The organism is Haloarcula amylolytica JCM 13557 (assembly GCF_000336615.1).
In the GTDB taxonomy this organism is placed as follows: Archaea; Halobacteriota; Halobacteria; order Halobacteriales; family Haloarculaceae; genus Haloarcula; species Haloarcula amylolytica.
Genome location: NZ_AOLW01000008.1, coordinates 38,318 through 51,833, shown reverse-complemented (window position 1 = coordinate 51,833; position 13,516 = coordinate 38,318). Strand labels below are relative to the sequence as shown.

Genomic DNA, 13,516 nt, shown 5'->3' with positions numbered 1-13,516 from the left:
ACCGATGAGCGACGGAGAACACGCACTGGTCGATACGAAGGGGAAGTTCGTCCAGGTCGTCTCGGACGGGCGCAAGCGAAACGACATCGAGTGGCTACCCGGTCGGGTCCTCCTCTCGAACAAGCGCCTCGTCCTCGCGACCAACGACGGCAAGCGGACCATCCCGCTGTCGAAAGTCAGCAGCGTCACGGCCAGCCAGATGAACCAGCCCCTCGCACAGGTGGACAGCTACGTCAAGGTGCAGGCCGGCCGGAACGTGACTCTCATCTCGGCGAAAAAGGCCGATGAGTTCCAGGAGAAACTCTACAGCACGCTGCTTGACCAGACCGTTGTCCTCATCAATCATCCCGCAGTCAAAGGTGGTGTCGTCCAGGACGGCGGCTGGGAGAAGGGGCGACTCAAACTCGACGGCGACTGCATCAATCTGGCCATCGCCAGCGGCACGTTCGTCGAACTGGACATCGACGACGTGGGCACCGTCGAGAGCAAGGAAAAGACGATTCGCGGCGACGAGCGACCGCTGTTGGAGATCGAACACACCATTGAGGGGACCAGCGTCGAGACCCACATCTCGGGGACGCCCCGACACGTCTCGCTCATCGAGGGGCTCGTCCGGCAGGGCGAGCAGCGTAACATCGCCGACGACGTGGACCTCTCCGACAAAGAGACACAGGTGCTGATGGCGCTGTACTCCGGCATTTCGCCGTTCAAGATTCCTGACTTCGTCGACATGGAGATCGAGGAAGTCGAAGACGTGTACGACCGGTTGATGGAGGCTGACATCCTCGAACCGGTCCGGACACGCCGGGAGGTCCAGCTTGAGGCCCGCGGCCGCTCGATCGCGAGTGACGCGATGGCCGACCAGTAACCGAGACGTGTGACGGTGCGACCGGGACGGACGGTTCGACGCGTTTTTGAAGCGCGGTTGATTGAGAACAGGTATGGCAGAATTCACGGTCGCCGTCTCCGATCCGGAGGACGGCCACACCTACCAGATCGACGTCGACGGACAGGACGCAAACCGCTTCATCGGCCGCGAGCTCGGCGACGAGGTCGACGGCGGCGCTGTCGGCCTCGATGGCTACACGCTCGAACTGACCGGCGGCTCGGACACCTCGGGCCGACCGATGCGACCCGACGTTCGCGGCGTCACGACAAAGGAGATCATGTCCGACGGCGGCGTCGGCTTCAAGCCGACCACCGACGGCGAGCGCAAGCGCATCACCGTCCGCGGCCGCGAGGTCAGCGACGACACGCGCCAGATCAACGCGAAGATCACGGCCCGCGGCAGCGACGACGTGGCCGAACTCCTCGGCGACGACGACGAGTAAGTCAGTGCCGGACCGCGTTCCCAGTGACCACGAAACCGTCGAGACGCATCGCGTTCCCGTCGAGTCGGTCGGCCGAACCGACCGACCGCGGGTCGTGCTCCCGGACGAACTCGATTTCGACGACGGCGACACCGTCCGCCTCGCGCTGGACGGCGACCGGTACCACGCCGTCGTCGAGACGAATCTCGACGGCGAACCGGTGCTCTCACACGTCGCCGACAACCGCCGACTGGCCCGTGAACGGGACGGGACGAACCGCCTCGCGGAGTGGGTCGCCGACAGCGAAGTCTCGCTCGGCGGGTCAGCACATCTCGACGTGGTAACCGACGGAACCGAGTACGGCCTCCGAACGCCGGGCAAGCGCGTCGTCTATACGGCGACCGGCGGGCCGGACGCCTCGCTGTCAGATATTGCTCGAAACCTCGACAACTGACGCCGTTGGCCCCCGTTCTCCCGAATGAAGCCGATTTTTGCTGCTGATACTCGCGCGAAACGCTCAATATCAGTGCTGATGTACATCGGGTAACGGACGAATGTCGGAATCAGTGATCGCGGATTTCGTCGGCAAATTCAACTCCGAAGTGGCCGGTCGGGGCGACCCCATCAGGGGTCGGATCGTCCTCTCGCAAAAGCGGCTGGTACTGGCCGCGAGCGAGGACGACAAGCTGACGATCCCGCTGGACTCGATTTTCGACATCGCCATCGGACAGGTCCCGCCCGACCTGGGCGATTTCTTCGACTCGACGGTGACGATCGCCTTCGAACGCAAGGGAAAGCGACTCGTCGCAGCCATCGAGGCCGGTGACGAGAAAATCGAGAAGTTCGGCACGGTGCTGTTCAAGGCTGTCATCAACGGCACCGAAACGACGGTCAAAGAGCGCGCCCGCGTCGGTGGCCGGGTCACCGACGAGTCGTTCAAGACCGCGAAGCTCTTTCTCACACCCGGGAACGTCGAGTTCCGACGCAAAGACGGGTCGTTCAACGTCGATCTCAAAACGGTGTCGGACTTCGACCGGAACACGCGGGAGATCAACGGCACGGGCCGGCCGGTACTGACAGTCCGGCACATGAAAGACGGAACGGCCATGACGACGCTGGCCGCGATGGCCTCAAATCGTAAGATGTCCATCCTCGGGCGCTATCTCCGCCGCGAGTACGCCGAGCTCATGGAAGAGCTCAAAGACGTCGAGCTCACCAAGGACAAGAAGGAGGTGCTGGTCGCCATGTACTCGACCGGCGACATGGACGGGATGCCGCTGGCGAGCATTCTCGGCAAGGACTCCTCACAGGTATCGATGATTCTTCAGGACCTCTCCGCTGACGGGCTCGTACAGGACGGGGCCGACGGGCCGGCGCTCACGCCGACGGGTAAGGTCGTCGCCAGCCGCCACCTCGAAGACGTCAACGCCTGATACGGATTGTTGTAGATTATTTCCGGATAGTGCCGATCACGGGGTCGACACATACCGGTAAATCGCTACAACAATCCGTATGAGACGGATTGTCTACCTGTTTACTCCTCGGCCGCGACAATCGTACTGACTCTGGCATTCTCTTTGAGCTGCAGCCCCGCGCCGCCGACCGATAGCGGCACGCGCGGGAGCGCGTCGACGTGTAGTGTCGGATGCGTCGCGCCGCGTTCAAGCAGTTCCGTCCGCGACTGGAGGGTCACCGTCGCCTCGCCAGTCAGTGATTCGTTGTACTCGATGAGGTACTGGCCGCCCCGCAGCGTCCACCACTCGTAGTCGTCGTCCGGGTCCCGCTTCTCGCTCGAATGGGGTGTGACGCCGGCCGCGTCGAGTTCGCCGCCGCCGAAGTCGATCCGCCCCGGCTCGACGACCTCGTACACCTCGGCGACGGTGAGGTCGAACCCCGGGCTGTCGGTCTGAGTCGGTTCGTGAACGATATCCGTGACGTACTCGCCGAAGTCGGTCATGTGCGACTGTATCAGGCGAGTACGCGTAAAAGTGGGGCCGGAAGCGGCGGCACAACGCGTATTGGACTCGGTTGCAAAGCACGGCTGTGGCGTACTCGTGGCCGCTCTCGCCGAAGGTGACGCTGGTCGCCGCGATTCTCGTGGTGCTGCTCGCCGGCGCGGCGACGATGGTCGAGCCGGGATCACCGGGAGCGACGGCCGAGCGCGGGCAGGCGCCGACGAAACTGGTCGAACCCAAACCCGGCGAGAACGTGTTCTGGCCCTACACTAGTCGGTCGCGGTCAGCCTCGGGCCGGACGCTGGCGATAAACGTCGTCGTGTACGGCGACACGGCGACTATCCGTGACTATCTGACCCGCGGTCGGGACCCGGGCTGGAACAAGACAGGGGCCGACGAGCAGGACATCGACGCCGGCGAAGGACCGATAACGGAGGGCAACGCCACCAACGGCACGCTCGTCGAATGGAGCGCAGCGACGGGGTCGACCCGCTACCTTTACGTCCACGACCGGACGCTCACCGAGGACCGGGCCGACGAGGTAACCCGACGGCCGTACCGTGCGGTTTCGTACACCGGTCCGCTGGGCAGAGAAGCGGCCGGGGCCTGGATCGAGGAGACCGACCAGCTCCACGACGGGACGTACCTAGGAGCACGCCACCACATCCGGCTGTACGAGTCGCCCTACGAGTCGGACAACTGGGTCGCTATCCAGGCTCACAGCGAGCACTGGGACTGGTTCCGGCTCCGGCATACAGTCCACGGCACCGAAGCGGCCCAGAACCGGGTAGAAGCCCAGTTCATGGGCGAGCCGTTCGCCGACGGTGTCTGGCGGCTCTACCTCGATAACGGCGGCGGGTCCGGCTCCGACGGCTGGGCGACAATCGTCGACCTCGTGGGAGACAGCGGCGGCAGTGGGCCCGGCCCGATGGCGCTTGGCATTACTGGGCTGGTGCTGGGCACGGCAGTCCGACGCCGCCACCGACGGCGGGACCGTTCGCGGGCCGACACCACGCAACCGCTGCTGTCCGACACGCCACTGTCGCGGTGGCTTCGGTCCAGCGACCGCCTCAGTCCCGGACCGGTCGACCGTCTCGTGCGCGGCCTCTCGTACCTGCTGCTTTTCGCCGTCCTCCTCGGGCTCTACCTCGGCGTCCGGTTCAGCGGTGTCGCGCTCGAACGGGCGTTTCCAGCGGCGGACCCCAAGTTCATCGCCGCGCTCCTGTACCCGGTACTCGCCTTTGGTCTCCCCGGCGCGGCGTACCTCGCCGGCCGGAACCTCGACCCGGTCCGGAGCTTCGCGGCGGCGGCGACCGGCACCGGAACTGCGTTCGTGCTGGACTACCAGTACCTCGCTGTCACGACCCTGCCACTCAACGTCGTGCTCCACCGGCTCGGCCTGGCCGTCGCACTCGGTGCCGTGGCCGCAGGGGCTGTGACTCGTGACACCACCACCAAGACAGTGAACCGTATCATCGGTGCCGGCATCCTCCTGTGGGTGTATCTCCTCGTTGCGGCGCTAGTGGGCTGGCTGTAGGGCTGGGAGGAACGCGGCACTTTTGGCCGACGAGTGACTCCCTCTCTGCATGACCAAACACACGGAGTTTCTGGCGGGCGAGCGGCCCGAAGACGTGCTGTTCTTCCTCCACGAGGACGCCGTCTCGAACCCCGGCGCGCTGGCCGAGTACGCCGACGAAGTCGAGGACGGCCACGTCCTCGTCCTGCCGGGCGACGACGGCCGCAGCGCGTTCCAGTCGGCGACGGGCATCGACCCGATGGGACTGGCCCAGCAGGCGATGGGTACCGAGGGGGACATCGGCGACGACCTGACCAGCGCGGTCTGTCCGGTCGCCGAGGAGGAACCGGAGAGCGACCACACCACCCGCTTTGTCTTCGCCTTCGCCGAGGAACAGAACGAGGACGTGGGCGGGCTCTACGCCGAGGGCGACGTTGTCCACGCCTACGCGGTGTGTGCCTGCGGAGAACGGTACAGCGACAAGTGGGTCGTCGGGGAGTAGCCTACAGCAGGAACGGTTCGGCAAGTCTGACGAGCAGTGCCTTCGGCAGGCCCGTGACGGGACTGCCGTCGTGTGCATACGAAATTCCGACCTCGTCGCGGGTGACGCCGTGGCGGAGGTGCTGGATACCGTCGAGGAGGAACCAGCAGCCGAGAAGCGTCCCGGGAACGACGACCCACGTTAGGCCGGCGGCTGACACCGTGTACGCCACGAAGCCGAACACGAGGAGCCCGAACACCATGTGATCGGCGTAGTCGCCGACAGCGGCCTGCGCGGCGTCGGCGACGAGCCAGACACAGAAGGCGAGCGCCGCCGCGACCGCGGCGTACCGTACCGAGCCGTCGAGGACGTACAGCGTCACGCCGACGGCAACGGCGCTTCCGAGTCGCTGTCGCACAGCTGTTTCGCGCGCGATTCGCGTGTGGAGGGACTCGGGCATCACCCGGCAGTGACGACGGAGAGATAAATCAACGTTGTGTCAGGGGGCGAGATACCGTTCAGTTCGTTCGCGGGTCCACCTATCGGTCGGTGTCGACGCCTTCCGCTTCTTCCTCAGGCAGCCGTCGGAACGCGTCCACGATAGCCTGTTTCGCCACGGCCCCTTGCGTCGTCCAGTGGTGGGCGTAGTCCATCATGTCGTCGTAGATGTCGGGCTTGCAGCCCGCCGCCTTCGGGTGGCCGCCGCCGTTGACCTGCTGGGCGACCTCGTGGGCGCGCTCGAAGTTATCTGTCCCACGAATCGAGGCGGAGCCGGCGGGCTTGACGATGACGGCGGCGTCAGCGCCCTGCTCGCGGAGCGCCTCGGCGACCTCGTTCTGGGAGCAGCGGCCGTAGGTGACGCCGACCGTCCACTCGCCGACATCGCGGAGTTCGGCCCGCTCGACGGCCTTCTCGATGAGCGCCTCCTTCTCGACGCGCTTCTCGTCGAGGAACTCGTGGAACTCCGGAGAGAGGTCGGGGCCGTGGTCGCGGACCGCCTCGATGTACTCTTCGGGTTCGCTCCAATAGGACAGGTCCGCGAGGTCGTCGCTTCGGGGGTCGTCGCGGATCCAGAGGTCGTGGTCGCGGGTGACGGCGGCGAGATCGGCCCACTGCTCGTCGAAGTCGTAGTCGAGTTCCGAAAGCGCCACGTCGGCGGTACACACTTCCTCGCTGTCCCCGACGGTGCGCTCGACGCCGGCCGCGTCGACGTCGTCGGCGAGATCGTCGGGCCACTGGTGGTGGTCGAACCAGACGACCCGTTCGACGGTGTCGACCAGCGAATCGAGGGGCGCGATGTCGGACTCGCGGTCGGGACAGAGGTCACAGATGAAGACGGTCGCGTCGGGGTCGGCGTACTCGGCGGTCCATTCGAGCGCTTCCGTGAGTTCGTGCGGGCCGGCGGGCAGCAGCGCACCTTCCCCGTGGGCCTCGCGGATCAGTGCTGTACAGGCCAGTCCGTCTGCGTCCGGGTCGGCGATAACAATGACGCCGGCGTCGTCCAGCGTTTCGGCGGCTTCCGCTTCGGCTTGCTCTTCCTCGTAGGAATCCGGGATAAAGAACCCCTCTCCGGGGAGTACGGATTTGCGGCCGATAGAGAGACGGTCGTCGTCGATGAGCCAATCGTCCATGCCCCAGCAAGCGGGCGCGGCGTCAAGAAGCCGTCGGGTTCCGTTACACGTCCTCGCGCTCGGGGTTGGGTTCGCCTTCGAGCTGGCGGACCGTCAGCACCGGCATCGGGGCCTCCCGGACGAGTTCCTCGGCGACGCTTCCCAGCAGGAATCCATGTTCGCCGTGGCGGCCCCGGGTCCCGCTGACGATGACATCGGCGTCGTGTTCCGCCGCATACATGCAAATTTCGTCGGCCGGGTCGCCCTCCCGGACAGCGGTGACGAGCTCCTCGTCTGCCTCGGCGTCGGCGGCCTCCAGAATGAACGAGAGGGCGCGGCCGCCAGTGGTCGCCAGCGCGCGCTCCAGCGCCTCGCGAACCTCTTCGGGAGTCGTCTCAACCTCGCCGGTGTCGACGACGTACAGCCCGTGGACAGTTGCGTCGAAGCGCGCTGCCAGGTCCAGCGCCGCTTCGACGGCCCGCTCTGCGCTGCCGGAGCCGTCCGTGGCGATGACCACCGTATCGAACATACACCACGCATCGAAGCCGCGACTAAATACACTGTTGGTCACGGCGAGGGACGCTCCGGATGACGCCACGGGGTCGGCACGAACCTCGGTGGATTTTTGCCGGCCGGGGCCGCACTGGCGAGTGATGGACATCGACCTCGTACTCGCGCCGGTCGACGGCAGCGACCAGTCGGAACGAGCGGCCGAGTACGCGATCGCCGTCGCGGAGCGGTACGACGCCGATCTCCACCTGCTGTTCGTCATCGACGAACGGCTCCACCAGGATATCGACAGCGGCGACGTGAGCGCAACCGCGATCGCCGAGGAGCATCGAGCGTTCACCGAGAGCATCCGGGAACGGTTCCGCGACGTCCACGACGGCACGTTCGAAACGTCGTCCGCGACCGCGTTCTCCGAGACACGACTGATGCAGACACCGGGCAGCGTCGTCCTCGACGTAGCGGAGGACGTCGACGCGGATTTCATCGTCGTCCCGCGCGAGGAGAGAAGCGAGGGCGAAGAGGCCGTCGGGCGCGCGGCGATCTACGTCATCGAGTACGCCAGCCAGCCGGTACTCACCGTTTAGAGACGGATCGCCATCTCTATCTCGAAGCTCTCGGCGCTACTGATCTCGAAGCCGACCTTCTCGTACAGCGATATCGCCGGGTCGTTCCACCGCTCGACGGTGAGCCAGACGTGGTCGATACCCTCGGCCTGGCCGTGACCCAGCAGCGTCTCGACCAGCGCCGTCCCGATACCAGCGCCCTGGTAGGCCTGTAGCACGAAGATAGCGAGTTCGTGCTCGTCCTCGTTGTCCGGGACCAGCGTCGCGTGGCCGGCGACAGTGTCGTCGTGTTTGGCGACGACGTTTACACAGTCGCCGTCGAGGATCGTTTCGAGCCACTCACGGATCGCTTCCTCTTTGACCGGCGGGATACCCTGCGCACGGTCGGCAGGGTCGAAATCGAGATACATCTCGACGAGGCTCTCCGTGTCGGCGTCGTCGGCGGGAATGACGTCGATGGGACGGTCCTTGCGGTCGGTGATCGTCCGCGGCGGCTGTGGGAACTCTTCGGCGGGTTCGTCTGGGTACGTTCGAGTCATCGGATGAGAGTCACTGGCGTCTGTGCGTTCAGCAGGACGAACTCGACGATGGGACCGAGCTGTATCTTCCCGAGCGGCGAGCGGCCGCCACCGCCGAGGACGATCCTATCGAACTCCTCGCTCTCGGCGATGTTCACCAGCTCGCTGCCCGGAGAGGTGCCTTCGACGTGGCGGATCGGCGGCTCGAGCCCGCTTTCGTCGATCTGCTCCTGTATCCGCTGCTGGACCGTTTCGAGGTCGGCGTCGATGTCGCCGTTTTCGAAGACAGCGACGGTCAGCTCGTCGCCTGTTTCCGATACGCGTTCGAGTGTCTCGGTCAGTGCCTGGTAGGACAGTTCGCTGCCCCCGACACCGAGCAGTATTTTCATAGTCGGGCCATGCATGGGAGCGGTAAAAAATCCACCCGGCTGAACTGTCGGTTGGAGACAATGACAGCGGGGCGGCGGCGATACCCTTTTTCACCGCGGGCACGCATTCCCGGCTATGACTGAGGGCGCACCGCCGGACGAGACGGACGTCGAGGCGGCAGACGACGGATCAGCCGGACACCAGCCGGACGACCCGGCGGCCGCGGATGACGGGGCCGACGACGGCGACACCACGGAAAGCGGCCCCGCCGACTCGGCCACCGAGGAGACAGCACCGGCTGAGTCAGCCAGCGAGGCGACGGCCGCCACAGCCAGTGACGTTCCGTCCGACGTCCGGAAGTACGACCGCTTCAAGAAGATCGAGGGCGGGACCTACGACCGCGCGAACGATTTCCTCCGGGACCGGACGTACATCACCGCCCGCGAGTGGGCCATCGCCCGCCTCTGTGCCGACTTCCGGACCGAAACGGGCGTCGAGATGACGAAGATCGGGGAGAACCTGCCCGAACTCGTCCCGTTCATGACGGACACGTACACGCCACAGGCGGTCAATCAGGCCCGCGCTGCCTTCGAGGACAAGGTCCGGAAGGCCGGGGCAACCTTCCTCTACGGCGCGATGTGTGACTTCTTCACTGCCGAGGATCTCGACGACGTGATGTACGAGGCCACCGAAGTCGCGAAGTTCCTCCTCGAAGTCGAGGGCGTCGACCTCGCCGTCGAGGACGAGATGGAGGCTGAAGACCGGATTTCCTCAGTGATGCGGGAGGTCCGCGAGCAGTCCGCGGCGCTGCGACACGACGAGGTGTGTTGTCCGGAGTGTGGGAATGAATTCCAGGTCGACGAGTAGACACGGCTGAGATGGACGACATCGACCCCGACACACAGCCGTCGATGTCGGTCCACGAAGCGACACAGAAAGTGCTGCGGACTGATCTGACGATTGGCATCGGCGGGGCGGTGCTTGGCTACGCGGAGGCGGGGACAGCACTGGTCGACGTACTGGCGGTGGTTGTCGGGTTCGGACTCCTGACGGGGATCACGGTAGCTGTCGTCGAACACGACGCGGTCCCGGGCGTCTACCCGGAGGTCGCCGCACTGGCGGCGTTCATCGTGCTGTCCGGGGCTGTCGCCGGCCTCGTGACGCTTTCCGAGGCGTCGGTGACGCTCGTACTCGCGGCCGTTCTCTCGGGCTTCGGTGTCGGTGTCATCGCCAACCGGGCACTCTACGGTCTCGTCTTCGACGTGCCGGCATACCGGCTGACCCGAGTCCGAGAGACCTCGTAGCTAAGCGGTCTGTGACCCGTCTGGAACCAGATTTCACTCGGGGAAGAACGGTTCAGGGTCCTCGTGGGTGACGGTGACAACCTCGTCGTCGGTGAGCGGTCGGATATGTGAGTACAGTCCGTGGTCGGCGGCGACCTGCGAGAGGTCCGCGCGGTCGGTCTTGTCGTAGTACAGCGGCACGAGCACGGCGAGGTCGTCGCCACATTCCAGCGCGACGAGCAGGAACACCATCCCGTCGTCGGTCGCCCGGAACACCTCGCTGCGCTCGACGGTGCGGTCTTCGAGTGCGTCGGCGACCCGCCGGAACTCGTCGCCGGGGACCACAACATCGAAACCGAGCCGCCGGGTCTCCGGCTCGTACTCGCCGGTCTGTTCAGCCATCGTTCGCGGCTCGCCGGTCAGTACCGCCACGTCGCCGGGGTGGAGTTCGATAGCCTCGCGCCCGTTGTCGCGGTACTGTGTCGCCGTGGCCGCCATGTCCTCGATGACCTGCTCCCAGTGACCGACGACACGGTCGAAGGGGTTAGACTCGGGGTCGACAGGGTCGTTCATACGTCGAGTGTGGCGGCGGCCGGGATAAATTGTTGGTGGGCCAGTGGCACAACAGTTTTACTGGTATTTTGAGAAGAAGGCGACAGATGCGCGACCTCTTAACATTATCTGACCTCCGAACCCAGTTCGAGACGGACCGCGGCACCGTCAAAGCCGTCGACGGCATCGACCTCACTGTCAGGGAGGGCGAAACCGTCGGTCTGGTCGGCGAGTCGGGATCAGGGAAATCCGTCACAGCGTTATCGGCAATGGATATCGTCGACGAACCCGGACACATCGCCGGTGGGGAGATTCGATTCGGTGCGCTTGAGACCGTCACACGGCTGTCTCGGCAGTATCCGAAGGCAGTACGGACGGCCGACGGCGACAGCGGCTTCATCACCATCGACGCGGCGACGGTCGACCGGAGTCGTCTCCCCGACTCGGTTTCGACGACGGCTGACGACAGGACGCTCGCCGAGCAGTTCATTCGGAAAGCTCCGAAAAAGGCCCTTCCGGAGAGCGGCGACGCGCCCGTCACGATTACCGACGGCTACGTCGACCTGACGGCAGCCCCGGAGCGGGTGATGCGGGACATCCGCGGCGGCGATATGGGGATGATATTTCAGGACCCGATGACGTCGCTGAACCCCGCGATAACGGTCGGCGAGCAGGTCGCGGAGAGCCTGCGCCTCCACCGCTACGGGAGCAAGCGGAACGACTCGTGGTTCAACGCCGTCCGGGAGATTACGCCCTCGCTCAGCCGGGGCAGCGAGATGGACGAGGAGATCCGGTCGGACGTTATCTCGCTGCTGGAAGAGGTCGGAATCCCGGAGCCGGCCGACCGCGTCGACGAGTACCCCCACGAGTTCTCCGGCGGGATGCGCCAGCGCGTCCTCATCGCCATCGCGCTTGCGTGCCGACCGAAGCTGCTCGTCGCCGACGAGCCGACGACGGCGCTCGACGTGACCATCCAGGCACAGATTCTGGACCTCATCGACGACCTTCAGGCGGACCTCGGAATGTCAGTGCTGTTCATCACGCACGACCTCGGCGTCGTCGCGGAGACCTGCGACCGCGTCGCCGTGATGTATGCCGGCGAAATCGTCGAGGAGGGGCCGGTAGAGGAAATCTTCCAGAACCCGTCACATCCCTACACGTACACGCTGCTTGAGTCGATACCGGGCGAGGGGACAGAGCGGTTGACCCCCATCGAAGGAAACGTCCCCAGCCTCATCGACATGCCCGAAGGGTGCCACTTCGCTGACCGCTGTCCGTGGGCCGAGCCCGAGTGTCGCGAGGGCGAGATTCCGTATCTCCAGCACGGGCCGGACGACGTCACCCACCGCTCGAAATGTATCCTCGAATCGTTCGATACAGACGAATACGGCACTGGCGACGCCGGCGTCGCCGCGACGGAGACGACCCGAACGGACAGACGGCTCATGGAGGTCGACGGCCTGAAAAAACACTTCTCGCGGGCCGACGACCTTCTGGACAAGTACATCGGGCGCGAGCCGGAGTCCGTCAAAGCCGTCGACGGTGTCTCGATGGACATCTACGAGGGCGAGACGCTGGGGCTCGTCGGCGAGTCCGGCTGTGGGAAATCGACGACCGGCCGGACCATCCTCAGACTGCTAGAACCGACAGACGGGACCGTGGTCTTCGCCGGCCAAGACCTCGCGGACCTCGACAAGGATGGCCTGCGGGAAGTCCGCCGGGACCTGCAGATGATCTTCCAGGACCCGATGTCCAGCCTCGACCCACGGATGACCGTCGGCCAGACGATCATGGAGCCGCTGAAAATTCATGATCTCCCGGAAGACACCGGTGACGGCTCACGCCGCGAACAGCGGGTCGACCGCGTGGCCGACCTCATGGAGGCGGTCGGGCTCGACCCGGACCAGTACGACCGCTACCCGCACGAACTGTCAGGCGGACAGCGCCAGCGGGTCGGCATCGCTCGCGCGCTCGCCGTCGACCCCGATTTCATCGTCTGTGACGAACCCGTTTCGGCGCTGGACGTGAGCGTCCAGGCACAGATAATCAACCTTCTGGAGGACCTCCAGCATGAGTTCGGCCTGACGTATCTGTTTATCGCCCACGACCTGTCGGTGGTGCGCCACATCTGCGACCGCGTCGCGGTGATGTATCTCGGTGAGGTGGTCGAAATCGCCGACACCCCGGACCTGTTCGCGGACCCGAAACACCCCTACACGCGGGCGCTCATGTCGGCGATCCCGGAACCGGACCCGACCGTGGAGGCCGACCGGATACTGCTGAAAGGCGACGTCCCGTCGCCGATCGACCCGCCGTCGGGCTGTCACTTCCGGACACGCTGTCCCGAAGTCATCCCGCCCGACATCGACATCGAACAGGAGACGTACCGCGAGGTAATGGACTACCGGCAACGGGTCGAGGACGAGGCCATCGCCATCGATGCAGTTCGGAAGCAGGCCCGAAAAGCCGACAGTGCCACAGCGGCGACGGACGGTGGCGCAGACCTTACCGAGCCGCCGAGCGGCAGGGGGGAGGTACCGATGGCAGCGTTCAAACAGACGATGTTCGACCGGTTCTTCGAAACGAGCCTGACCGGAGAGAACCGCCGCGTCGTCGAAACGTCGATTGAGCATCTCGCGGACGAGGACTGGGACGCTGCCGCGTCGGCGCTACGGGATCGGTTCGAGAGCGTCTGTGAGACACAGCACCCCGAACTACAACCGGACTCCCATCCAGCAGCGTGTCACCTCTACGAACAGGAGGACGAAAGCAGTAACTGAATAATATTACTTAGCTGCACATAACTCTCAGGAGATATATAGCAGAATCATTGATCTATCCGGTACAAT

General features: G+C 65.1%; 17 protein-coding genes. 10 read left to right on the top strand and 7 right to left on the bottom strand.

Features of this window, described 5'->3' with window-relative positions; translation table 11 throughout:
• Positions 1-4: 4 nt before the first annotated feature.
• The 4 genes from C442_RS03365 (at position 5) to C442_RS03350 (ending at position 2,743) form a co-directional block, all read left to right on the top strand.
• Positions 5-868 carry a CheF family chemotaxis protein gene (locus tag C442_RS03365; protein ID WP_008307819.1) on the top strand — a complete coding sequence of 288 codons (864 nt, stop codon included), beginning with the start codon at positions 5-7 and terminating at the stop codon, positions 866-868.
• A 73-nt stretch (positions 869-941) separates the two neighbouring features.
• A complete protein-coding gene (locus C442_RS03360) occupies positions 942-1,331 on the top strand; it encodes a 30S ribosomal protein S6e (RefSeq protein ID WP_008307817.1) in 390 nt (129 codons plus the stop codon).
• Positions 1,332-1,335: 4 nt separating this feature from the next.
• The gene (locus C442_RS03355) at positions 1,336-1,764 is read left to right on the top strand and encodes a DUF7112 family protein (protein WP_008307814.1); all 429 of its coding nucleotides are present in this window, start codon (positions 1,336-1,338) and stop codon (positions 1,762-1,764) included.
• A gap of 100 nt (positions 1,765-1,864) precedes the next feature.
• Complete coding sequence (locus C442_RS03350; RefSeq protein ID WP_008307812.1) at positions 1,865-2,743, top strand: CheF family chemotaxis protein; 879 nt, start codon at positions 1,865-1,867, stop codon at positions 2,741-2,743.
• A 101-nt stretch (positions 2,744-2,844) separates the two neighbouring features.
• Here C442_RS03350 and C442_RS03345 read toward each other — a convergent pair whose 3' ends face one another.
• A complete protein-coding gene (locus C442_RS03345; protein ID WP_008307810.1) occupies positions 2,845-3,267 on the bottom strand; it encodes a dCTP deaminase/dUTPase family protein in 423 nt (140 codons plus the stop codon).
• An 86-nt stretch (positions 3,268-3,353) separates the two neighbouring features.
• Between C442_RS03345 and C442_RS03340 the strand changes: the two genes are divergently transcribed.
• Positions 3,354-4,802, top strand: coding sequence for a hypothetical protein (locus C442_RS03340; protein ID WP_008307808.1), 1,449 nt, complete (start codon positions 3,354-3,356; stop codon positions 4,800-4,802).
• A gap of 49 nt (positions 4,803-4,851) precedes the next feature.
• Positions 4,852-5,283, top strand: coding sequence for a DUF5807 family protein (locus C442_RS03335; RefSeq protein ID WP_008307806.1), 432 nt, complete (start codon positions 4,852-4,854; stop codon positions 5,281-5,283).
• A 1-nt stretch (position 5,284) separates the two neighbouring features.
• Here the strand turns inward: C442_RS03335 and C442_RS03330 are convergent, their stop codons facing one another.
• From C442_RS03330 to C442_RS03320, 3 genes are all read right to left on the bottom strand, one after another.
• Complete coding sequence (locus C442_RS03330) at positions 5,285-5,722, bottom strand: hypothetical protein (RefSeq protein ID WP_008307805.1); 438 nt, start codon at positions 5,720-5,722, stop codon at positions 5,285-5,287.
• A gap of 79 nt (positions 5,723-5,801) precedes the next feature.
• Positions 5,802-6,893, bottom strand: a complete 1,092-nt coding sequence (locus tag C442_RS03325) for a DHH family phosphoesterase (RefSeq protein WP_008307804.1) — start codon at positions 6,891-6,893, stop codon at positions 5,802-5,804.
• 43 nt (positions 6,894-6,936) lie between these two features.
• Complete coding sequence (locus C442_RS03320) at positions 6,937-7,401, bottom strand: universal stress protein (RefSeq protein WP_008307803.1); 465 nt, start codon at positions 7,399-7,401, stop codon at positions 6,937-6,939.
• A gap of 124 nt (positions 7,402-7,525) precedes the next feature.
• Here C442_RS03320 and C442_RS03315 point away from each other — a divergent pair, with 124 nt between their 5' ends.
• Positions 7,526-7,966, top strand: coding sequence for a universal stress protein (locus C442_RS03315; protein WP_008307802.1), 441 nt, complete (start codon positions 7,526-7,528; stop codon positions 7,964-7,966).
• Here C442_RS03315 and C442_RS03310 read toward each other — a convergent pair.
• Together C442_RS03310 and C442_RS03305 are read right to left on the bottom strand one after the other, a co-directional pair.
• A complete protein-coding gene (locus C442_RS03310) occupies positions 7,963-8,484 on the bottom strand; it encodes a GNAT family N-acetyltransferase (protein ID WP_008307801.1) in 522 nt (173 codons plus the stop codon). The two genes, C442_RS03315 and C442_RS03310, sit on opposite strands and share 4 nt — an antisense overlap.
• The gene (locus tag C442_RS03305; protein ID WP_008307800.1) at positions 8,481-8,852 is read right to left on the bottom strand and encodes a universal stress protein; all 372 of its coding nucleotides are present in this window, start codon (positions 8,850-8,852) and stop codon (positions 8,481-8,483) included. Before C442_RS03305 ends, C442_RS03310 begins: the two co-directional genes overlap by 4 nt.
• A 115-nt stretch (positions 8,853-8,967) precedes the next feature.
• Between C442_RS03305 and C442_RS03300 the strand changes: the two genes are divergently transcribed.
• Complete coding sequence (locus C442_RS03300; protein ID WP_008307799.1) at positions 8,968-9,699, top strand: DUF5806 family protein; 732 nt, start codon at positions 8,968-8,970, stop codon at positions 9,697-9,699.
• 11 nt (positions 9,700-9,710) lie between these two features.
• On the top strand, positions 9,711-10,136 hold the full coding sequence (locus tag C442_RS03295) for a hypothetical protein (RefSeq protein ID WP_008307797.1): 426 nt from the start codon (positions 9,711-9,713) through the stop codon (positions 10,134-10,136).
• A 33-nt stretch (positions 10,137-10,169) separates the two neighbouring features.
• On the opposite strand, the gene C442_RS03290 is transcribed toward C442_RS03295, so the two are convergent.
• Positions 10,170-10,688: a DUF7529 family protein gene (locus C442_RS03290; protein ID WP_008307796.1), complete on the bottom strand. Its 519-nt coding sequence runs from the start codon at positions 10,686-10,688 to the stop codon at positions 10,170-10,172.
• Between the two features lie 86 nt (positions 10,689-10,774).
• Here C442_RS03290 and C442_RS03285 point away from each other — a divergent pair, with 86 nt between their 5' ends.
• The gene (locus tag C442_RS03285; protein WP_008307793.1) at positions 10,775-13,447 is read left to right on the top strand and encodes a dipeptide ABC transporter ATP-binding protein; all 2,673 of its coding nucleotides are present in this window, start codon (positions 10,775-10,777) and stop codon (positions 13,445-13,447) included.
• Positions 13,448-13,516 lie beyond the last annotated feature (69 nt).